We start from the raw sequence: 24,010 nt of genomic DNA, 5'->3' as shown, positions 1-24,010 counted from the left end.
TTACCAGCAACTTAGTGTTCAATCCTTAAATCCTATAAATCCTGATTCTGACGTAAGCATGAAACCAACATCTCAAACAGGTGCAGCATTCATCACCACCGGAACTTTAACAGGTGCGGGTATCTCCTCCACAGTCGGAGGTATGGGAATAGCTGGAGGCTTTGGTGGTGTGGGAATAGGTGCTGCTGCTGTAACTGTTGCCGGTGCGGTTGTTGGCGCTGCTGCTTATGGTGCTTTTAAAGGAATTACAGCAGGGGATAGCGCCGTTTTTGGTGCAATGGGTATTGGTGCTATTGGTGGTGTTGGCGTTTCTAATGTTATCGGTGGCATAGGATTTGTTGCACCTAAAATTGGTTTAGCTTTTGGTATTGGTACAGTATCAATGACAGGAATTGGTGCAGTTTTAGGACTTGCTGCTTATGGTGTGGCTAAATTATTAGATGATTCTGAATTTAGGGAAACTCCCATGCAAGTTTTTGAACGCATGGAAACAAAAGTTTTAAATAATGATTATTATTATTTGGAAGCATTACTAGAACTATCTGGTGATGATATAAATGCCAAATTTACAGCTTTAGAAATTGAGGAAGAATTAAAACAATTAAAGTCCAAAATCCAAGGTAAATCTCCTCAATTTAAACCAGAAGTTGAACCCAAAATATTAAATATAACTCCTCAAATAACGGAAGTTTGGCAATGTGTGAAAACCCTCAAAGGACACACAGCCACCGTGAATAGTGTTGCTATTCATCCTGATAATAAAACCTTAGTTAGTGGTAGCAATGACAGACAAGTTAATTTATGGAATTTGCAAACTGGAAAGTTGCTATATACTTTTTCTGGACAAGCTGAAGCTGTGTTATCTGTAGCTATTAGTCCCGACGGAAAACAGGTAATTAGTGGTAGTGTAGATCGGAAAATCAGCAGTTGGGAATTAGAAACAAAAAAATATAATCGCACATTCTCTTATTTAAGTTCTCCCTATAGTCATAATGGTTTTGTTAATGCACTTGTTTTCAGTCCCAATGGTAATATTATTGTTAGTGGTAGTACGGATAAAACTATCAGAGTTTGGGGAAGTTATACAGGAACGATTAAACACACTTTAAATGGACATACAGATGCAGTTTTAGCTATTGCTATTAGTCCTGATTCTACAACTCTTGTTAGTGGCAGTGCTGATAAAACTATCAGAATCTGGAATTTACAAACTGGTGAACCACTTTATACCATTAATCAGCATTTAGCAGCAGTAAATACATTAGCAATTACTGCCGATAATCAAACCCTGATTAGTGGTGGTGCAGATAGTACAATCAAATTATGGAATCTCCATACTGGGGAATTGCAATACACGTTCAATAAACACTCAACGGACATTTCTGCGATCGCTATTCACCCTGATGGTAAAATTATTGCTAGTAGTAGTCAAGATGGAATTATCAAACTTTGGAATCTTGAAACTGGGGAATTGCTAGAAACTATTTCTGGGTTTAGTCCCCTAGCTTTCAGTCCAGATGGTAAAATATTGATTAGTGGTGGTAAAGGTGGCACTCTCAAGATTTGGCGGCAGGTTCACAGCAGTGATGATTTACCCTTAACTGGGGAATGGTGGGAAATTTTAGGCATAGAACCGAAAACTCACCCCAAAGATGTCAAACTTGCCTACTTGAGATTAGCCAGATTATATCATCCTGATATTAACACTTCTGTCAGTGCCAAAACTGCCATGCAAGCAGTCAATCAAGCATATCAAAAGTTTCAGCTTATGAATAGCTTGTAAAATATATATCGCTTCATCAGTATTAATACCTCAATTTTTTTTAATTGTTTATATTGCATATTCGGAAAAAACGTTATAAATTGTTAAGTTGTAGGGGAATAATATATTTTGTCATGTCCATGATCAATTCCTGATTAAGCAGATATACTCTATTGAAGTGATTTTACACGGAGAATAAAGTGCATTTTCAGAGATTGAAAAAACTGCTAAATATGATGCAGTTAGATTTTGACATTGACCGAGTTTTAGTATTTTGACTGGATTGATATTTGCTATTTCAAAGTTATCATGAAAAGGGCATAAAGAATAATTAAAGGTGCATCTACTCCCAACAAATCTACTATCCAAATGGAGTTAGTCTGGCAATGCAACTAAACAAATTAGAGACAAGTAAAAATATAGAAAATGAAGCTTGGCTTGCATTAGAGAATTCAATTCTCTACTACAAAGGTCAGCCAGTAGGAACTCTAGCGGCTTATGATTCATCCGTAGAAGCCCTAAATTACGACCAATGTTTTATCCGAGATTTTGTTTCTTCGGCTTTAATTTTTTTGATTAAAGGCAGAACAGATATTGTCAAAAATTTCCTAGAAGAAACATTAAAGTTGCAACCGAAAGAAAAGGCCTTAGATGCCTATAAACCCGGTAGAGGGCTAATTCCAGCCAGTTTCAAAGTTGTTTCTGCCAATGGGGAAGAATTTTTAGAAGCTGATTTTGGTGAACACGCTATTGCTAGAGTTACACCTGTAGATTCTTGTTTATGGTGGCTAATTTTATTACGGGCTTATGTCGTCGCTACAAATGATTCTTCCTTAGCTTATCAACCTGAATTCCAAACAGGAATTAGGTTAATTATGGATATCTGTTTGGCCAATCGTTTTGATATGTACCCCACGCTGTTAGTTCCTGACGGTGCTTGTATGATAGATAGACGCATGGGGATTTATGGGCATCCTTTAGAAATTCAAGTTCTATTTTTTGCGGCTTTACGGGCTGCGAGAGAATTACTAATTTGCACAGGGAATGGGGATATTATCGAAGCAATTGATAACCGCTTACCTTTATTATGTGGACATATTCGTCAGCATTATTGGATAGATATTAATCGTCTGAATGCAATTTATCGCTTTAAAGGTGAAGAATACGGAAAAACTGCGGTCAATCTTTTCAATATTTATGCAGATTCTTTACCTTATTATGAATTAGATAAATGGCTACGGAAAAAAGGTGGTTATTTTGCGGGAAATGTTGGACCATCACAAATGGATACTCGGTTCTTTACTCTGGGAAATTTGATGGCTGTGATTTCTGATCTTTCTACTGAAGAACAGTCCCAAGCCATTATGAATCTGATTGAAAAACGATGGGATGATTTAGTAGGAGATATGCCTATTAAAATCTGTTATCCTGCCTTACAAGGTGAAGAATATCGAGTAGTCACAGGATGTGATCCCAAAAACATTCCTTGGTCATATCATAATGCCGGAAGTTGGCCTGTTTTAATGTGGATGTTAGCAGCAGCAGCAGTGAAAACCAAAAAACCACAGTTAGCAGAAAAAGCCATTGAAATTGCTACAGCTAGACTGAGTGAAGATGAATGGCCAGAATATTACGATGGTAAAAAAGGGAGATTAATTGGTAAACAAGCGAGGAAATATCAAACTTGGACAATTGCTGGATTTTTATTAGCAAAGGAACTCATAGATAATCCTGATTATTTACCATTAATCAGTTTTGATAAATTACCTCCAGATGTGGTTTCTAGAGCCTGTGAATTTGAAGTTGGCAATATAGATCCTTATCTGTCTATGTAGTCAAATATCTGTTAACAATGAATATCTTTTCTTTAGCCTCTTGATAATTATATGGGGCTTTTTTTACATTGAAATTTTAGATCCTATAGAGGTTTAGCATTGCTAAACCCTTACCTCAAAGAAACTTAACAATTAATCTTGGCGTTGAGTCAATAATTAAACAAAGATACTTTGGTAAATTAACGCCATGATAATTGCCGCAGTTGCACCAATCAAGGTATTAATAATATTGACAACTTCATTGGTAAGCCAAGTATATTTAGATTGCAAAGTTGCACCAATGACACTTTCTAAATTGGTAGCGATAAATGCAGCTAAGACAGTCCAAATTATCCCCAGAGGATTAATTAAATTTACTCCCCAACCAATGAGTGCGATCGCTATTGATGCTACCATACCAGCTAGAGTTCCTTCTAAACTTACCGCCCCTTCTGTCCCTCTAGGAACTGGTTGCAATGTCGTAATTAAAAAGGTGCTTTTACCATAAGCTTTACCAACTTCACTCGCGGTAGTATCAGATAGTTTCGTGCTAAAACTGGCGACATAACCCAAACATAGTAAATATTTAAAATCAGGGAAAAACAACAGTCCCAACGCACAGAAAGCCGCTATTAATGCTGAACCCCATACGTTTTCTGGACCTCTTGCACCGGCACGCTTTTCGGCAATTCCTGCGGCTTCTTTTTCGGCCATACCAATCCGTGTTACCCCAGAACCAACAAGAAAATAAAACACTACCACTAGATATCCTGGCCAACCTAGTGTTCCCCAAATGATAATTCCCAATAACCCAGCATTAAGTATACCTGCGGGCGTGAGCAACTTTTTCGGAATAATGGCTACTATTCCCAGTAAAATCGTATTTAAGCCTAATCCCATTAACCAGGGATTTAAAGAATCAATCAAAGACAACATGGCTGCTAAATTATGAGTATTTTTGCCATAATATTATCAGATATAACTGCTCGATCTATGAACAAAATTTTATTTCATCTCGCTTTTCCCGTTGCTGATATTCCCCAAACCAAAGCCTTTTATGTGGACGGTTTAGGCTGCATACCCGGAAGAGAAAGCCCTCATGCTTTGATTCTCAATCTTTATGGACATCAATTAGTAGCTCATGTTACCAAGGATATTTTAACACCACAAAAAGCCATTTATCCGCGACATTTTGGCCTAATTTTTACCAAAGAAGAAGATTGGCAAGAATTACTAGCAAGGGCAAAAAACAAAGATCTAAAATTTCGAGAAGAACCAAAAAACCGCTTTACTGATTCTCTCCTAGAACATCGCACTTTCTTTTTAGAAGACCCTTTTTATAACTTAATGGAATTTAAGTATTATTGTCATCCAAAGGCAATTTTTGAAGGTACTGAATATACTGCAATTGGTGATAAAACTTAGAGGGCAGTAAATAAGCCACATATACTCATAGTATAAATACAGCGGTTTCCGCTCTTATGAGGTACAAAGTTGAATCATGAAACTCTTGTAGTGCGGGCATCTTGCCCGCTAGATATGTACCTCATAACACCGGGAAGTGCTGTAAGAACCTTGATTTTTCATTAGTCCACTTTTGGTAAACCCAAATTCATGCTTTTAGTGGTGCTATTAAGGCTTTTGCTACTATTCTTAAAGCCCTAATATCTGTTAACATTAAAGGATGTAATATCACGGGTAAAATTACTTCTTTGTCTATACCAATTTGCGAACTTTCCGCAGGTAAAATCATCAAATCATAAGGTGTCCAAATAGATGTAAAATTTAACTGCTTTAACATTTCGACATCAGAATTTAAATCATTGATAAAATCACTATTAGGACGCATTTGCACAGCACCAGCTAACCAAGTACCATAAGCAACTATAGTTCCTTTATGGGGTGAAGAAATGGTGATAAATCGCTGGACTCTATCTATTCCCCCCAACCGCTGAATATAATAACGGCTAACAAGACCACCCATGCTAAAACCAACTAAGTCAAATGGTTGTTCTGCTTCAAAGGTAGTAGCTATATAATTAGCTACCTGCTGCGCTAATTTATCCAGAACCTCAGCACCATTATTAGGGACTAAATCCACCGTATGCACAGACAAACCTTGTTCTCTGAGATAAGATGCCATTTTATTGAAAACTGCCCCAGTATCGTTAATCCCATGCACTAATAAAACGGGATTTTGCTGTTTTGTTGCCATAATCTTGATTATTTATCTCAGTATTGTAATCGAAAATATACAAAATATACCAGATTGGTGACTGCCGAAAAATTATTAAGATTTATTAAATAAGTTCTCATAATCTTATAGTTATAATAAGATTTAATAATTAATTTGCGTTATTTACCGGATACCGTTGTTAAAATAAAAAACCTAAAAATAATTACTAGTACAGTACAGCGTAAGTAAGATAACCATTAAAAGTCCCTAAAAAGCTTATACAATCTGCTTTTTAATTTTTAATTGTTAATTTTTAATTCCGCCCTGCGGTGCTAGTAGTAAATGTAGGCTTTGAATTAGCAAGCAGTATGTCTAATAATTGGCCGCAGATAACGCAATCAAATGTAATATTACCCGTGATTTTTCATAATTTCGGTCACATTCTAGACTATTCAAACCAGGAGCATTTTTTATGGGCTTTATCAAAAATATCATTGCGGGTATCGTGGGTTTTATTACCGGACTTTTTGGTAAAAAAGGTAATAACTACTACTTAGAGCTAAAAGAAGAAGCTGAAGAAGCTAATGTTACTCAAGCACCAGCAACAGTAGCACCAAAAGCTGAACCAAAAGTTACACCAGCAGCAGTAAAAGTTATTAAGCCTGAACCCGTGAAAATATCAGCCCCCACGGAAACCAATTTTGCCACCAAATATCTCATTCCTCTGAATAGTCCTCGTCGTCGTCCAGGGGTAAATATGAATGTCTTTTTAGATATGGCCCGTCAGGTGAAAACCCCAGGCTAAATACCCAGTTAGCTGTTACGCATCTAAATTTGATCATCCTAATAGCTAGATGTTGTGGTGCGGGCATCTTGCCCGCTACAATCATACAAATTAATTGCAAGAGTTATCTTTAGCGGTTCGCATTGCGCCTAATATAGTGGAAACAATAACACAACGCTTTGCTGTGCCACCAGGTTTACTAGATAGGGTGATTTTGCCGAGTGGAGGTGTCACACCACCAATATCATCAAACCGGACTCGTCTTACACCGTTATCCAATTCTAATGTTGAGTTGGGATCTAACTGCACACTGTCATCTAAATCATTCCACTTTATCATAGGATTATTTAGGTCAGATTCCTTTTCCTCGTGAACAGCCCATTGCAGAATATTATTGGTAAGTTGGTAGCTAAAGTTAACCCCTTTTCCTCTTCCTTGTAGCTATTTGTTCGCCCCAGGTTCCCGCCATTAATGAGTATAATTGCACTGGGACGGCGTGTGGTGTCATCTACATAATCTACAGGACTTTCAAGTTTTTCAGCGTCGGTATTACCCGCACTGATATCTGGTAAAGCATCATCACGAGTCGCGTAAATAATACCGCTATTGGGTAATAAATATTCTGAACTACCAATGGTTTTTGTCCGTAGTAGATTCAAGTCTAAAACTGTAGCGCGAACTTTTTGAGTTTCTCTCTGGTCAGAAAAGAAGGTTTCAAAAATTGCACCATGGGGAATAACGGGATTATTACTGACAGGACTAAGACTACCATCTAGAATTTGTAGAGCGCAAATCTGAGCATCAATGGCAGACTGCTCTGATATAGTTCTATTTGTTGGTGCTAGTTTTTTTGCTAATGCTCTAGCTAGTAATCCATCATCTATCAAACGTATATTATTATACTTTAACTCAGATAGATATGTCAAGACTGAAGAATAATAACTTTCCGTCCTAGTGGGTGCAGGATAAACTATACCCCTATTAGATTTACCATCTTTGTCTTTTTCAAGATTAGAAGCACTTGGTAAACTGTTCATGTTTTTGTAGCTCTTATTATCAGTAGGATCATAATAACTACTCACACAAGCTATAGGATTGGGCGTTTGGGCATTATAGCCAGTAGACTTGTAGTGATAAACTGCTGTAGCCCGCATTTTTAGATAAGGTGTTGTTGTATCCGTAGAACTTATTGTTACTGCATTATCAGGCCATATTGTTTTTACGTTACTGTTAATACTACTAGGAGTATCATTTTTACTCAAATAAACACCTGCCCCCGTAACAACTCGTAAACCACCCACGGGTCCTGTGGTACTTGTTGGTACTTTGGCTGCTGCTAATTCCCAGTCTCCATCTCTTTCAGTAGAACCAATATCTGCTAAATTCCGTACTAAAGAGGGTCGTGTGCGAGTTTGAGTAGTACCACTTGGTAAATCCCATGTAATGCCAGTAATATCTTGGGTATCCTCAGTGTATGAACCAATAAACTGATTTTTACTTGTATCCCACCTCAGTTCGGGTAAATTGTTACTAACTAGAACTCTATCACCCAATAGTCCTTCTTTTCCGCTATTTTTCTTCAATTCTTTTGGGTCGCTGACGTTGGGTTCTAAGGATGTTCCGCTAATGTTGAGTGATAGATTAGTATAACTACCACCTGTTTTACCGTCTGTTGGGTCTGTAGGATAAACCCAGCTATCAATGGGACGCAGGGTATCAGCAGATCCTTGTAATAATGAGTTAGGATATGTTTCTGTAGCACCAACAGCAACTTCTGTATAAGGTACACGACGAGTCCGCCTTTTAAAGTAAATTTCTAATTGTTGACGACGGTATTTAGTGGTCTCTGTACTGTTAAAAGTTATTCCTAATGCTGTTTGTTTGAGTGCAAGTCCGTTGTTAACTTCTGTTGGATCATTAGCACCTGTAGAATCAGCAGCAATTTGAGCATCAATTAATTTATTAATCCGCCTTATATAAGCTAGGTTATTATAGGCTGTATCTCTGGGACTATTTGTCACTGATTTTGTTAAAGAACCAGTAGTAACATTGGAGGTTTTACCTTGGTATAAATCAACAGTTGCTCCACCCGTATCACTTGCATCAGTAAACCTACCCAGAGCTAAATTACCACCAACAATAATTTTGGCATTTTTAGGTTTATAGAAACAAGACGCTTTACTACTAACTTGATATAATCTAAGATTACTAATATTACTAACACTTCCAGCAGCCAGTAAATTACTATTTGTAAAAACCCCACCATTCAAATTTGTAGAAGAATTTAATTCTAGATCATCGTCATAAACAACAGCATTGTTATTTGTTGGTGTTTGTACCCTGTCTTGTTGATACTCTACAGCCCCGGCTAGACTATTAGGGATATCACGATTATATACTTCATAGTTAATATTGGGAGGATCAGTAATTCTGGCTACAGCGGTATAAACAAAAAAGGCTTTCTTGATTTCATTATCTTGTCTCACCCAACCAGTATTACCTACTAAACTGGTGTTGGTACTTCCACAATTAGCATTTAATGTCCCTTTGACTACTGGTACATTTCTGGCTTCTAAAGCATTTCTGGCTCTGCTATACTGACCATTTAGCACTGGTGGAGTTTTAAAATAAATACCATAGAGGGTATAGCTATCAAATCTCCCGTTGCTGTCAGTATCAACAGGAAACCTCCAAGCTGTTTGTAGTGATGGTTGTCCTTGTAAAGATAGTGTTAGTTTAGTTTCATCACCAAATGTATATTTATCTATATTATTAACAAGAGCATTATACAGATCATTGTCTGTTGGTGTAGTTTTCGACAGAGTTTTATCCTGCAATAATTTACTAATTTTTGCTTTACCTCTATCAATTGCTGGAGTAGCAGCAGTGATAACAGACTCATTGACACGGACATTACTAGCATTTTTCGCCCGTTCAAAGGAGCGGAACATGATAGCAGTGGTTAATAAAACTACTACTACCGATACCATTACCACTGTTGGCAATACGAAACCTGCATTTGCGGACTGCTGTTGTTTTTGACTACTAAAAACAGTTCGCAATAACCAAATGAGTTGTTTTTTTATATTTGCTAAAAACTGCCGGATAAATCTTGTGGAGTTTTTTGTGATTATTTTCAATGGGTGACGTTTTTGAGACATGACTGCTTCCCTGATAAATAATTGAGCGGGTAGGGGTTTAGCATTGCTAAACCCCTACAAATCTAGGTTTTTCGTGATTTTACAAAAGTCCATGTCCCAACCCTTTTGAGTATATATTGGTGGGAGCAACTACTGGAGTTTTATGGGAATAGTTGCCTGTTTCTATTCATCGTATTTCTTTTATAGCATTGTTGATACCCAAGTTCTAAACTGGAAAATACTGAATTTTTCAACTGCAAATATTATATTTCTCCTGAATACTGATAATATATATACTTGCTTAGACAATTGCACCAATAATTATATAAATTTTTGATAAAGCAACAGCAACCCAAGGCATTAGACATCTCCAGAAAAGAATGTAGAGACGTTCCATGGAACGTCTCTACAAGGGTTGTAAGTCACGCATATTTAATTTTCACCAGATGTCTATTTGTTGGCTTATGGCTTCACCCCCGGTCAGGGATACGTACCTCAACCCAATCTACAAATCAAGACTTTTTTCGATTTGAACAAGGTATTGATCAAGCAAAATAGGCGGTTAGAAACCGCATCTACACAAGCAAAGTCCATCTGCGTGGACTAATGCAAAATTAAACTTTTTGTAATTGCGCTACTCTGGGGTCTACTATTTTTTGTCCTAAACTCAGGAATTTAATCGCTACAGAAACCTTATTCCCTTCTCCGAAAATGTGGGTAATTTCCCCAAGCCCAAAGGACTTATGCAATACTCTGTCACCGACTTGCCAAATTCCAGAAGTGCTTTGTTTACTAGGAGTTGCAGAGGTAGTTTTAGTAGAACTCCGGGTAACTTTATTTTGGGTAGTCAGTAATTCTGCTGGTATTTCATCGAGAAATTGCGATCGCATTGCCGGTTCTCTAGACCCATATAAACGCCTTTCTCTGGCATGGGATAAGAATAAACGTTCTTGAGCGCGAGTAATACCAACATAACACAAACGCCGTTCCTCTTCTAACAATGAAGGATCTTGTAAGGAACGATAACCCGGAAAAAGTCCCTGTTCTAAACCCACCAAAAAGACAACCGGAAATTCCAACCCTTTAGAAGCGTGTAAAGTCATTAAAGAAACCGCTGTTTGTCCTTCTTTTAAATTATCTAAATCAGAACTCAAAGCCGCACTTTGCAAAAATGCCTGTAAAGAAATATCTTCTCCAGCATTTTCTTCTTGAAATTGCAACATAGCATTATGCAATTCATTGACGTTACTGATTCTATTATCAGCTTCATCTGTAGCTTGATCTTGCAATTCTTTAATATAACCAGAATCTTCTAAAATGCCTTGTAAGATTTCCGAACCGGGAACTACTTTGATTTGTTCTTGACGATTGTAAATCATGGCTGCAAAATTATTTACAGCTTTCGCCGAACGTCCTGCTAAAGTATTTACAGATGTTTCATCACTTAATATTTCCCATAAAGTTGTTCCTAATTGCTGGGAAGCATTCACCAAAGCATCCACAGTAGCCTTACCAATGCCCCTGCGCGGTGTGTTAATCACCCGTAATAAACTTACAGTATCAGCAGGGTTATTAATTGCCCTTAAATATGCCACAGCATCTTTAATTTCTTTACGATCATAAAATTTCATTCCTCCCACAACCGTATAAGGAATTTGATATTTTACTAATAATTCTTCAAAAGGTCGAGATTGGGCATTAGTTCGATATAAAATTGCAAAGTTACCCCAATTTAATTCCGGGTGTTGATTTTCTAAATTTCTAATTTGGTTAATCACAAAAGCCGCTTCTGCCATTTCTTCATCAGCTTTATGACAATAAATTGCTTCCCCTGGTTCTCTTGTGGCTTTGAGAATTTTATCAATGCGTTGAGTGTTATTTTCAATTAATTCATTCGCAGCTTGGAGAATATTTTCACAAGAACGATAATTCTCTTCTAATTTCACCATAGAACGAGTATCATCATCTGCCAAACCATCGCCAAAATTCTCCTGAAATTCTAGCAAAATCGTAAAATCTGCCATTCTAAAACTGTAAATTGACTGGTCAGCATCACCAACCACAAACACAGACCGATTTTGCCATTTCCATTCACTTTTACGGCTTTCTCCATTTGTGACCAAAAGCTGAATTAAATCATATTGAGTCCTGTTGGTATCTTGATATTCATCAACTAGAATATGACAAAATTTCCGATACCAATAACTTAGAACTTTTTCATTTTGTTGAAATAATCTCGTCGGAATTAAAATTAAATCATCAAAATCTAAAGCGTTATTTTGGGAAAGTTTATCCTGATAGCGATTATAGACATCAGCTATGATTCTACCGCGATAATTGGGCTGTTCGCTTTCAAATTGTTGGGGAGAAAGTCCTTGATTTTTGGCATTACTAATGGCGTAGCGTACAGACTTCGGTTCAAATTTCTTACTATCTAAATTTAAATCTTTAGTAACTATTTCTTTAATTACACTTTGCACATCGGATTCATCAAAGATAGAAAAGTTTTTATCCCATTTTCTGCCTTTTTCATCTTGATATTTTTCGATATCAAATCGCAGAATCCGTGAAAATAAACTGTGAAAAGTTCCACACCACATATCTTTAATTTTAGTGCGGTAAACCTCTGATTTTAGTAAGCTTTGTTGATATTCTGTCAGCAAATCAAACTTTTTACCATGTTGCGATATGGCTAATTGTTCAGCAAATATCCTTTGAATTCTGTCCTTCATTTCCCTAGCGGCTTTGTTAGTAAACGTCACCGCAAGAATATTTTCAGGATTAACACCATGTTTGAGAATCAAATTAGCAATGCGGTAAGTAAGCGCCCGGGTTTTCCCTGAACCAGCGCCAGCAACCACCAACAATGGTCCGCAGTGGTGTTCTACGGCTTGACGTTGACTAGGGTTAAGATGACTCAGGAAATCAATATTTGTGGTCATAAACTATAAAAATGATGAAAAGGACAATTTGTTATCGGGTTAATCGGTAAGGGTAAAACTCAGTACAAAGAATAAAACGAAAGCAGCATAATGGGGCAAAAACAATAAAAATTTACTTAAATTGCTAAAGTTTGAGAAAATTTGATATAATGTTAAGCTATTTAGTTTTATTCTTGCTTCCTAACTAGCAACTTAATGTTACTAGACTTTGTGTAAAGTTTTGTCATACTGTGAAGAACTGTAGATGTAAGATAAACCAATAATCCCTAATCTCTCACCCTGATTAATGAGAGAAAGTACCGATTAACAGCCTTTTGGTTGTAAATATCTAGTAGTCTGTTAAATTTATTTTGACGGGTTTTTGGTAGTGCGGGCATCTTGCCCGCGTGAGCGAGACGCTCACACTACAGTCCATCATTTTTATCTTGACAAACTATTGGGTAAGAAACTCAAATTTCAAAATCATGGAAACGAAAATGCAAGAACCAGAATTTAAAGAAACCCAGTCTAAAGAAACAACCATACCCGAAATTAACACCCAAACTGGGAATTTGACAAAACTTCAGCCTCCTATGCAGCCTCAAGAAGAGTGGCTGAAATACGGACAACAGATTTCCGGTTTTCTGGGGACATTACCAGACTATGTAGGTAAATTCTTTGGTCAATATCAGCAACCTATTGTTAGTATTGGTTTAGTAGTGACAGCAGTAGTCACAGTTAAGGTACTATTGGCTGTATTAGATGCTCTTAATGATGTTCCTTTAGTAGCACCTACCTTTGAATTAATTGGGATTGGTTATTCTGTGTGGTTTGTCTATCGCTATTTACTCAAAGCCTCCAGCAGACAAGAGTTATCTGGGGAAATTACCACCCTCAAATCCCAAGTTGTCGGTAAGCACACTTCTAAATCTTAACTCACAAATTTAGATCATTTTAGATACCCGATTTCTTTAAAGAGTCGGGTATCTTTTTTCTTTTTTACAAAGCCAAGAGTTCGTTGTTTTTTTGTGAATTTAGAGTATGTCACATATGTGAATCTAAGTATGTGTCACAAAAAGATTATTTATAACTTAAAGATCACGGTTGTGTTTATAAATAACACATCTTACCATCATATACATAGGGAATTAATTCCCTGTCTAATAGCTCAAGTCGGTTAAAACCGACTGTTTTGGCGGTATTTATTCGAGAAATAGGATAATTTTTGATTTCGATGTCATCAGAGTGCATTTCAACGCACTTTTCCGGGCAGGTGTGAAAGCTTATTTACCAAGTGAAAAGGAAAAAAATATGTTAAACAACTCTTTTCTCCGTCAAACCGCGACAACTATTGTTTTTATTGATGCCTCCGTTTCCGACTATCACACCCTCCAAGCAGGAATTATCGAGGGCGTAAAATCAGTTATTATTTCCCCAAATCAAGACGGAATCGAGCAAATTAGCCAAATTTTACAACAACATCCCCACATCACCACCATCCATATCCTTTCCCACGGTTCACCGGGATGCTTGTATTTAGGCAATAGTCAATTAAACTTAACCAATATTCACAATTACACCCAACAGTTACAACACTGGCAACGTCAGAATATTTTACTATATGGTTGTAACGTCGCTGCCGGGGACGCAGGGGCAGAATTTATTCACAAATTACATCAAATCACAACCGCAAGCATTAGCGCCTCTACAACGAAAACCGGCAATGCAGCATTAGGGGGAAATTGGGAATTAGAGGTGAATATTCCCGTTACAGATGTAGAGACGTTCCATGGAACGTCTCTACATTATTATTTATCGAAGATTGTTTTTCGTGCAGAAACCGTAAACACCTACCAGGGAGTATTTGCACCCACATTAGTGGGCAATTATGATACATCTGGCTATGCTTATGGTGTGCAAGTAGTCGGTAACTATGCTTATGTTGCTGATTGGACTTCAGGACTACAAATCATTGATATTAGCAACCCTTTAACTCCCACTCTCAAAGGCAATTATAATACTTCTGGCAATGCTTTGGGTGTGCAAGTAGTCGGTAACTATGCTTATGTTGCTGATTTTGATTCAGGACTACAAATCATTGATATTAGCAACCCCACAACCCCCACCCTCAAGGGCAATTATGATACATCTGGCTATGCTTTAGGTGTGCAAGTTGTCGGTAACTATGCTTATGTTGCTGATGATTATTCAGGACTACAAATCATAGACATTAGCAACCCCACTACTCCCACCCTCAAAGGCACTTATGATACATCAGGTGCTGCTTGGGGTGTGCAAGTAGTCGGTAACTATGCTTATGTAGCTGATGGTTATTCAGGACTACAAATAATAGACATTAGCAACCCCACAACCCCCACCCTCAAGGGCAATTATGATACAACTTATCATGCTTCAGGTGTGCAAGTAGTCGGTAACTATGCTTATGTAGCTAATGATTTTTCAGGACTACAAATCATAGACATTAGCAACCCTTCTATCCCCACACTCCAAGGCAATTATGATACATCTAGCTATGCTTTGGATGTGCAAGTAGTCGGTGACTATGCCTATGTAGCTGATTATATTTCAGGACTACAAATCATAGACATTAGCAACCCCACAAGACCTACCCTCAAGGGCAATTATGATACATCTGGCTATGCTATAAGTGTGCAAGTAGTCGGTAACTATACTTATGTGGCTGATTTTTGGTCAGGACTACAAATTATAGACGTGAGTGAGTTTGCTAACCAAGCACCTACTAATCTCACACTCTCCACCAGCACAATTGCGGAAAACCAAATTATTGGTACAGTGATTGGTAATCTCACCACCACAGACCCAGATGCTAATAACACCTTTACCTATAGCTTAGTTACAGGCACAGGTGCAACTGATAACAGTTTATTTACCATTAGCGCAAATCAATTAAAAACCAACTCTGTCTTTGACTTTGAAACCAAAAACAGTTATAGCATTAGAGTCAAAACCACAGACCAAGGGGGGTTAAGTTATGAAAAACAATTAGCTATTAATATTAGCAATTTACCTGAATATATTGCGATTGAATCAGTAGGTAATACTAAACTAGTCAAAGACGAATCCAACAACTACTTTACCCAAATTGGAACAAATACCCCAGTCGCTATCAAAAATGGTGGACAACAAATCTCCCAAGATATCTACGGTTCAGGATGGCAAACTATAGCCACAGAAACAGTTAATGGCGATAATCAAGTTCTTTGGAAAAATACTGATGGAAACTTCCTGCATATCTGGCATTTAGATAGTAACTGGAATTGGGTTTCTTCTGAGGGAAATTGGGGATTAAATTCTGCTGATGCTTTAACCCAAGAAACTAATTTTGGCATAGATGCTAATGGTGATGGTGTGATTGGCAATCCTTACACTGCAATTGAAGCAGTAGGTAATACCAAATTAGTCAAAGATTCAACAAACAAATACTTTACCCAAATCGGCACAAATACCCCAATCGCTATCAAAAATGGTGGACAACAAATCTACCAAAATATCTACGGTTCAGGATGGCAAACTCTAGCCGCAGAAACCGTCAGTGTAGTTAATCAAGTAGCAGAAACCGTCAGTGGAGTTAATCAAGTTCTTTGGAAAAATGTGGCTGGAAACTTCCTACATATCTGGCATTTAGATAGTAACTGGAATTGGGTTTCTTCTGAGGGAAATTGGGGATTGAATTCGGCGGAAACTTTAACTCAAGAAACTGTTTTTGGTATAGATGCTAATGGTGATGGCAAAATTGGCTATGCAATTATAGAATCAGCAGGTAATACTACCTTTCTTAAAGATGCAACCAATAAATACTTTACCCAAGTCGGAACAGCTACTCCAATTGCTATTAAAGCTGGCGGACAACAAATCTCCCAAGATATCTACGGTTCAGGATGGCAAACTCTAGCCGCAGAAACAGTTAATGGCGATAATCAAGTTCTTTGGAAAAATACTGATGGAAACTTCCTGCATATTTGGCATTTAGATAGTAACTGGAATTGGGTTTCTTCTGAGGGACAATTTGGATTAAATTCTGCTGATGCTTTAACTCAAGAAACTGTTTTTGGTATAGATGCTAATGGTGATGGCAAAATTGGCTATGCAATTATAGAATCAGCAGGTAATACCACCTTTCTGAAAGATGCAGCCAATAAATACTTTACCCAAATCGGAACAAATACCCCAACCGCTATCAAAAATGGTGGACAACAAATCTCCCAAGATATCTACGGTTCAGGATGGCAAACTCTAGCCGCAGAAACCGTCAGTGTAATTAATCAAGTAGCAGAAACCGTCAGTGGAGTTAATCAAGTTCTTTGGAAAAATGTGGCTGGAAACTTCCTACATATCTGGCATTTAGATAGTAACTGGAATTGGGTTTCTTCTGAGGGAAATTGGGGATTGAATTCGGCGGAAGCTTTAACTCAAGAAACTAAATTTGGTATAGATGCTAATGGTGATGGCAAAATCGGTAATCCTTCTAGTCTGACCCTAACAGGCACTATTGGTAACGATATCCTCATCGGTGGTGCAAATGGTGATACCTTCAATGGTGGTTTAGGTAACGATACCCTGTATTTAGGTTTAAATGATAATGCTGTGGATAATGTTAACTATGCTTCTGGTGATGGTACAGACACAGTTTATCAATTTGTGCGTGGTGACGGTGGCGATAAACTGAATTTTACAGGTATTGCCAATCTTGATGTGGTTACATTGGGTGCAAATACAGAAGTCCGAATTGGTGATGGTATTGGTGGTAATACTGGTTTTGGTACTGGTCAGTTATTAGTGACCTTATCAGGGACATCTGGATTTACCAGCGCCAATACGAATATCAACCTCTTTGGTGGTGCTTTCTTGTTCAATTAAAACGAACTTTAGCTAGAAGACAGGGAATCAATTCTCTGTCTTCCTGATTTATACTAAACACGGTTGAGACATGGACTTTTACAAAATTACGAAAAACCTAGATTTGTAGGAGTTTAGCACTGCTAAACCCCTACCCACTTAAATCAAATTATTAAGCCGTGTTAAGTATACATCATCACCCCATAATGTTTCGCTAAAAAACGCAAAAACGCCAACGGGAAAAAAGTGATTTTATGGTGTTGACAAACAATTTTAAAAATGTTATGATGAACTTGATAAGGAAGAACTATCTTGTTGTTAATTAATAATAGAATGACAATATCCCCGACTTCTCAAAGAAGTCGGGGATATTTTGATGTTTTTATGTTTCAAAGCACTCGTAATACGCTGGGAATACTGTCTATTGATTCCATTGCTTGAATTTCTGCCAAAGCTCCTCTAAAGTCCCCTTCCCGGACATTGTGGGTAACAACGACAATCTCGGCTAGTTCTCCCTGAAAGCCAGTTTGGACTACTGACTCTAAACTCACGCCATAATTGCCAAAACAAGTTCCCAATCTCCCAATGACTCCCGCTTGATCTTTGCTGAGGAAACGGGCATAAAACCGGGTTATTAACTCGGTAATGGGGGTAATTTGCGAGTAATGTTGATGTCTACAAGCGAGGAGAGAATTTGGTTTCGTAGTATTGGTTTTGAGGGTAGCAACAAGATTTAAGATATCTGATGATACAGCACTGGCGGTAGCCCCAGCCCCAGCCCCAGGACCGAATAACATCACTTGTCCTATCGGTTCTCCCTCAATCAGAATAGCATTGTAAACACCGTTAATACTAGCTAAAGGGTGGCTGTGGGGAACTAGGGTAGGATGAACTCTCACGGAAAGTTGGGAGTTATCTTCATCTAAATGTTGAGCTATTCCTAGTAATTTAATTACGAATCCTAATTTAGCAGCATAGGCAATATCTGTTTTTGTAACTTGACGAATTCCTTCACAATGGACATCTTCCCGATTGATTCGCCCGTCAAATCCTAAAGATGCCAAAATAGCAATTTTATCCCCGGCATCTAAACCATCCACATCCGCTGTGGGGTCAGCTTCAGCATAACCCAATTTTTGAGCATCTGCTAAGACATGATCAAATTCACTACCTTCTGTTTGCATCCTGGTGAGGATATAGTTGGTTGTGCCATTGACAATGCCCATGATAGCGCTAATGCGATTAACGCTTAAAGATTGTTTCAGGGGTTGAATTACAGGAATACCGCCACCAACGGCAGCTTCTAGCAGCACATAGACACCTGCTTCATTAGCAGCGGTGAAGATTTCTGCACCAAATCGAGAAATTACGGCTTTATTGGCGGTAATTACGTGCTTACCATTTTTAATAGCTGCCAACATGAGTGTGCGGGCGGGTTCTAATCCCCCCATTAACTCTACAACTATATCTACGGCTGGATCATTAACAATGGCTTCTAAATCCGTAGTTATCACCTCTGATGATAATTCTACAGCTCTGGGTTTCGTGAGCGATCGCACACCCACCCGATATATTTCAATTTCCTGTAACAGCGGATGACGACCTACTTTGTCTTGCAACAATTGAACTGTCCCCGTTCCGACTGTACCTAATCCAAGTATTCCTAATTTAACAGCCACAGATTTTGCACCCACATGAAATTTACATAAAACAATTGTAGGCAGAGCCATCAGCCCTACCTACTAATTATCTGCTTTTAATTGTCTAATAACCAATGACCAATAACAAATGACCACTGACCAATAACAAATTAGTATGTTTCTACGTGCCAGCGGTGGGCTTTCTTGAGGTTTTTTTGGTAATCACTCCAAACTACACCTTCTTTTGCCGCAGCAGCACTTAAAGCTGCATCAATACCATCTTCCATACCGCGCAAACCGCAGATGTAAGTGTGGGTTTTTTCGTTTTTAATCAACTGCCACAATTCATCAGCGTGTTCCGCAACTCGGTCTTGGATATACATTCTGCCACCTGCGGGATTATTTTGTTCCCGGCTGATAGCATAGGTAAGACGGAAGTTTTTGGGATATTTCTCTTGCATTGCTTCCAATTCTTCTTTATAAAGAATATTGGGAGATGTTGGCACACCAAACAGCAACCAAGAAAATCCTTTAAATTGATATTCTGGGTTAGCTTTTCTTTCTGCATCCTTAAACATCCGCCACAGGTAAGTCCGCATTGGTGCAATCCCTGTACCTGTTGCTAACATGATTACATTAGCTTCAGGATCTTCAGGTAATAACATTTCTTTACCAACAGGACCTGTGATTTTAACATCATCACCTGGTTTGATTTTAGTCAGATAGCTAGAACAAACACCATAAACTGTTTCACCTGTTTCTGGATGCTTGTACTCTAACTGCCGAACACATAGGGATATTGTTTTATCATCGAGATTATCGCCGTGACGAGTAGAAGCAATGGAGTACAGTCTGAGTTTTTCCGGCTTACCATTTTTATCTACGCCAGGAGGAATAATCCCGATACTTTGACCTTCTAAATACCGCAAGTTGCCGGCAGATAGGTCAAACTTGAGATGTTGAACAATCCCAATTCCGCCCTCTTTAACTAAGGTTTCATTAGAAATACACTTACCAATAAACGGAGCATTAGGACGATAAATGTTCACAGGAACATCAGCATGAGCATCTTTTTTAGCTTTTGCTTGAGTCATGGTCTGGCCTTTTTTCTCCTTAGCTGGTGATTTAGCAAAGCCTTTAGCTTCACTAGCATTACTTACAGGTGTGGCTTTACCATGTTCCTCTTCATTAGCATTTACCTCAGCTTTAACTTCTGTGCTAACGGGAATGTCAGCAGTTGCTAATTCAACTATTTCGTTGACTGGCTGTGAATCTCTGCTAACTGTAATCTCAGCAGCTACCAATTCAACTTTGCCGTTGACTTGCTCTAAAGCTGTAACAGGTTGGATACTAACAATTTTACCGCCCAGGCGAGTGATCCGTCGCATTTCTTGATTCATGCGGTTGTAAGGTACTCTGATGAATACACTGCCACTTTTACGAATGGGGTAGTTGGTCTGATCAGTTTCTTCAGTCTGACGCAAACCCATCACTTCGTAAACGAAGACGCGGCTACCTGATTCTATATTGGCAGCACCCTCAACAGCACCTTGATTGTACATTCCTTATACCACTCCGATATTTACTTAACCGTTTATCAAAAAAAATCATTCCCATCCTTCTGCGAGCTTTAGTTTACCGGATTTTCGGATCACAAAACTAGCCATCTGGGAAAACAACATCATTCATCATGATGCCTTGCTCTGTCCACTCGCCCAAGACCAGTAGGTATGGCAAAAAACACACCTGTTCACCTTCTAAATTAGAGGATAAGTCTTTGCGAGAATGTTAATAGTGAATCACTTTAATCTTTTTTTCCGAAAATACATAGTTTGAGACTTGTCAAAACAGGATTTTATAGTATATTGGCACTACAAAAATCCTGGGTATGAGGACAAGCCTTTCCATTCAGAAAATATCCCTAAAGAGTATATTATAACCTTGTTTGGTTACTGAAATAAAACCACTTGTCCCATTCTAGCATGACAGTGCGCTAACCTATTTTTTTCCTTCTTTCTTCTGACTGGTCACTGAGCGAAGTCGAAGTCCTAACTCCTATTTTCTCTCAAATCTAAAAAAAATGTATCATCTGTGGCAGAATGTTAAACAGATAATTGCTAGAGAACTAAATTCTTTCTGAGCATAAGTCTTGTGAGAGTACACCCCTTCTGTTAAAATTTAGGGCAACACTAAGATTAAATACTTACCAGCTATAAAATTAGGCTAATTAGGACGAGTAACTGCTATAGGCGGATAAGTTATTTGTTTAAATCTGTCATCGTTATGCTGGATAGCCAGAACGTGGGACGATACTTTTGGGGTAAGCTCCTAGATTCAAAATCTGCTGTGAGAAAAATTATTGATTGACACATTTAGTATTTAGAGGGAATTTATGACTAAGCCGGAACGCGTGGTACTAATTGGAGTAGCCGGAGACTCTGGGTGCGGTAAATCTACGTTTTTGCGTCGGTTGATTGATTTATTTGGCGAAGAATTTATGACAGTTATCTGTTTAGATGACTATCATAGCCTAGATCGTAAACAACGTAAAGAAACAGGCATAACTGCACTTGATCCCAGAGCAAATAACTTTGACTTAATGTATGAGCAAATTAAAGCTCTCAAAGAAGGTCAAAAAATACATAAGCCGATTTATAACCACGAGACAGGTATGATTGATCCACCAGAATGGATTGAGCCAAATCATATTATCGTCGTAGAAGGGCTACATCCCTTGTATGACGAACGGGTAAGAGCGCTTCTAGACTTCAGCGTTTACTTTGATATCAGTGATGAAGTCAAAATTGCTTGGAAAATCCAACGGGATATGGCTGAAAGAGGCCACCGCTATGAAGATGTTCTCGCACAAATCAATTCTCGTAAACCTGATTTTGAAAAATTCATCGAACCGCAAAGAGAATTTGCTGACGTGGTTCTGCAAGTATTACCCACAAACTTAATTAAAAACGATACAGAACGTAAAGTTTTGCGGGTACGGATGTTACAACGGGAAGATAAAGAAGGCTTTGAACCCAGCTACCTGTTTGACGAAGGTTCAACAATTCAGTGGACTCCTTGCGGACGCAAACTGACCTGTTCTTACCCCGGTATGCAACTTTACTACGGTTCTGATGTTTACTATGGTCGTTACGTCTCAGTTTTAGAAGTAGATGGTCAATTTGATAACCTCGATGAAATAATTTACATCGAAACTCATTTGAGCAAAACATCCACTAAATATCAAGGTGAGATGACTCACTTGTTACTACAACACCGTGAATATCCAGGTTCTAATAATGGTACTGGTTTATTCCAAGTATTGACAGGGTTGAAAATGCGTGCTGCTTATGAACAGTTGACAGCTAAAGAAGCAAAACTAGCAGTTCAAGTCTAAAACAGCAGTATTTGTGTCAAAAATTAGTGGAGGGAACAGTTGAATGTGTTCCCTCTTTTTTGTCTGAATCAGGATGTCCAGGATTTGAGGATTTGCAGGATTGTTATTTGGATATTATTTGATTGTGGCAGAATTAAGTGAATATTTTGTCTGAATCAGGATGTCCAGGATTTGAGGATTTGCGGGATTGTTATTTGGATATTATTTTGATATTAGTAGAATTAAGTGAATATTTTGTCTGAATCAGGATGTCCAGGATTTGAGGATTGACAGGATTGTTATTTGGATATTATTTGATTGTGGCAGAATTAAGTGAATATTTTGTCTGAATCAGGATGTCCAGGATTTGAGGATTGACAGGATTGTTATTTGGATATTATTTGATTGTGGCAGAATTAAGGATTATGATGATAAGTGAAAAAGAATATCTAGTAAATGCCTAAAATAAACAACATTCTCTAAACACTAGAATACCGAAAATTCCTAGACTAATTCAACAATAACATCCTGTAAATCCTTTAATCGGTGGATACAGGGGAAACGCATCTTATCAATAAGGACTATTTAATCTCAATAATGACCCAAAAATTTGCATTAATGTCTACTTATTGACAATAATTTAAACCATCACGATGACTCTGAAAAAATCCATCAAACGATAAATACCGATTCTTTCGTTTATACACAAAAATGGTATTTTGTCAATAAAATTTAGATGCGTTTCCCCTGCAGGGGAAACGCATCTTATCAATAAGGACTATTTAATCTCAATAATGACCCAAAAATTTGCATTAATGTCTACTTATTGACAATAATTTAAACCATCACGATGACTCTGAAAAAATCCATCAAACGATAAATACCGATTCTTTCGTTTATACACAAAAATGGTATTTTGTCAATAAAATTTAGATGCGTTTCCCCTGGTTTCCCCTGTCGGTGGATATCCTGATTCTGACAAAATTTATTTCTGATTAAATTTACATTTCACAGTAATTTTGATATTACTGCTGGTTTCTCCTGTGACAATATAAGGGATTCCTGTCATTCCTCCGACATTAACCCCAAATTCTAATGTAACTTCAGAAACTTCGGCTAAAGCTAAATCTTTGAAGGATTGAATAATATGTTTTGAATAGGATTGAATAGTTTTTTGGAGTTTGTCTCCCTGTTCTTTAATATTCAGTTTTTCATTCAGTTTTTCTAAGGCAAAACCGCGGTCTGCTTGTTCAGGGGTGGGAATTAGAAAATCTAGGTTCTCATTTTTTGGAGGTTGGGGAATAGATACAGCAATATTTTCTGATGCTTCGATATAAATAATTGTTCCGTCTTCTAATTGAATCGGCGTTAGTTGTGACATAAAGGTAAATTATCTTTTAATTAAGTTAGTATTTATATTATCATCTAGCGGTTCTCGGTTTATCTCGTTACCGGTTTCTGACTGGGAATGAATTCTAGAAGGCTCTGTCTTCAATCAAATTAGAGGCAGAGCCTCATTAAC

The 24,010-nt window shown here is 37.8% G+C and carries 15 protein-coding genes; 7 read left to right on the top strand and 8 right to left on the bottom strand.

The window, feature by feature from the left end:
* The first annotated feature begins 58 nt into the window (after nt 1-58).
* Entirely contained in the window at nt 59-1,783 is a 1,725-nt protein-coding gene (locus BMF77_RS01910; RefSeq protein WP_148760208.1) for a DnaJ domain-containing protein, read from the top strand.
* A gap of 365 nt (nt 1,784-2,148) precedes the next feature.
* The gene (locus BMF77_RS01905) at nt 2,149-3,597 is read left to right on the top strand and encodes a glycoside hydrolase 100 family protein (RefSeq protein ID WP_148760207.1); all 1,449 of its coding nucleotides are present in this window, start codon (nt 2,149-2,151) and stop codon (nt 3,595-3,597) included.
* Nucleotides 3,598-3,753: 156 nt separating this feature from the next.
* On the opposite strand, the gene BMF77_RS01900 is transcribed toward BMF77_RS01905, so the two are convergent.
* Nucleotides 3,754-4,512, bottom strand: coding sequence for a TIGR00297 family protein (locus BMF77_RS01900; RefSeq protein ID WP_148760205.1), 759 nt, complete (start codon nt 4,510-4,512; stop codon nt 3,754-3,756).
* 57 nt (nt 4,513-4,569) lie between these two features.
* Here BMF77_RS01900 and BMF77_RS01895 point away from each other — a divergent pair, with 57 nt between their 5' ends.
* Nucleotides 4,570-5,001, top strand: coding sequence for a VOC family protein (locus BMF77_RS01895; RefSeq protein ID WP_015080209.1), 432 nt, complete (start codon nt 4,570-4,572; stop codon nt 4,999-5,001).
* Between the two features lie 187 nt (nt 5,002-5,188).
* Here BMF77_RS01895 and BMF77_RS01890 read toward each other — a convergent pair whose 3' ends face one another.
* Entirely contained in the window at nt 5,189-5,791 is a 603-nt protein-coding gene (locus BMF77_RS01890) for a triacylglycerol lipase (protein ID WP_148760203.1), read from the bottom strand.
* 433 nt (nt 5,792-6,224) lie between these two features.
* Here BMF77_RS01890 and BMF77_RS01885 point away from each other — a divergent pair, with 433 nt between their 5' ends.
* Nucleotides 6,225-6,557: a hypothetical protein gene (locus tag BMF77_RS01885; protein WP_148760201.1), complete on the top strand. Its 333-nt coding sequence runs from the start codon at nt 6,225-6,227 to the stop codon at nt 6,555-6,557.
* A 90-nt stretch (nt 6,558-6,647) separates the two neighbouring features.
* Here the strand turns inward: BMF77_RS01885 and BMF77_RS01880 are convergent, their stop codons facing one another.
* From BMF77_RS01880 to pcrA, 3 genes are all read right to left on the bottom strand, one after another.
* On the bottom strand, nt 6,648-6,875 hold the full coding sequence (locus BMF77_RS01880; protein ID WP_210422281.1) for a hypothetical protein: 228 nt from the start codon (nt 6,873-6,875) through the stop codon (nt 6,648-6,650).
* An 8-nt stretch (nt 6,876-6,883) separates the two neighbouring features.
* Nucleotides 6,884-9,697: a hormogonium polysaccharide biosynthesis protein HpsA gene (gene hpsA / locus BMF77_RS01875; protein WP_148760199.1), complete on the bottom strand. Its 2,814-nt coding sequence runs from the start codon at nt 9,695-9,697 to the stop codon at nt 6,884-6,886.
* Between the two features lie 593 nt (nt 9,698-10,290).
* Nucleotides 10,291-12,618 (bottom strand): DNA helicase PcrA, encoded by a 2,328-nt coding sequence (pcrA, locus tag BMF77_RS01870; protein ID WP_148760197.1) that lies wholly within the window; start codon nt 12,616-12,618, stop codon nt 10,291-10,293.
* Nucleotides 12,619-13,094: 476 nt separating this feature from the next.
* Between pcrA and BMF77_RS01865 the strand changes: the two genes are divergently transcribed.
* On the top strand, nt 13,095-13,532 hold the full coding sequence (locus BMF77_RS01865) for a CAAD domain-containing protein (RefSeq protein ID WP_148766741.1): 438 nt from the start codon (nt 13,095-13,097) through the stop codon (nt 13,530-13,532).
* Nucleotides 13,533-13,908: 376 nt separating this feature from the next.
* On the top strand, nt 13,909-17,496 hold the full coding sequence (locus tag BMF77_RS01860) for a DUF4347 domain-containing protein (RefSeq protein ID WP_148760194.1): 3,588 nt from the start codon (nt 13,909-13,911) through the stop codon (nt 17,494-17,496).
* Between the two features lie 368 nt (nt 17,497-17,864).
* Here BMF77_RS01860 and BMF77_RS01855 read toward each other — a convergent pair whose 3' ends face one another.
* Both BMF77_RS01855 and petH read right to left on the bottom strand, forming a co-directional pair.
* Nucleotides 17,865-19,154, bottom strand: a complete 1,290-nt coding sequence (locus BMF77_RS01855; RefSeq protein WP_148766739.1) for a homoserine dehydrogenase — start codon at nt 19,152-19,154, stop codon at nt 17,865-17,867.
* 131 nt (nt 19,155-19,285) lie between these two features.
* Nucleotides 19,286-20,677: a ferredoxin--NADP reductase gene (gene petH, locus BMF77_RS01850; RefSeq protein WP_148760192.1), complete on the bottom strand. Its 1,392-nt coding sequence runs from the start codon at nt 20,675-20,677 to the stop codon at nt 19,286-19,288.
* An 830-nt stretch (nt 20,678-21,507) separates the two neighbouring features.
* On the opposite strand from petH, the gene BMF77_RS01845 reads away from it, so the two are divergent.
* Nucleotides 21,508-22,509 (top strand): phosphoribulokinase, encoded by a 1,002-nt coding sequence (locus BMF77_RS01845; protein ID WP_148760190.1) that lies wholly within the window; start codon nt 21,508-21,510, stop codon nt 22,507-22,509.
* Nucleotides 22,510-23,473: 964 nt separating this feature from the next.
* On the opposite strand, the gene BMF77_RS01840 is transcribed toward BMF77_RS01845, so the two are convergent.
* The gene (locus BMF77_RS01840) at nt 23,474-23,869 is read right to left on the bottom strand and encodes a CU044_2847 family protein (RefSeq protein ID WP_148760188.1); all 396 of its coding nucleotides are present in this window, start codon (nt 23,867-23,869) and stop codon (nt 23,474-23,476) included.
* Nucleotides 23,870-24,010 lie beyond the last annotated feature (141 nt).

It is taken from the genome of Dolichospermum sp. UHCC 0315A, from assembly GCF_008121535.1.
Taxonomy (GTDB): domain Bacteria; phylum Cyanobacteriota; class Cyanobacteriia; order Cyanobacteriales; family Nostocaceae; genus Dolichospermum; species Dolichospermum lemmermannii.
Note: the sequence above shows the minus strand (reverse complement) of the source record. Positions and strands in the feature narration are given on the sequence as shown.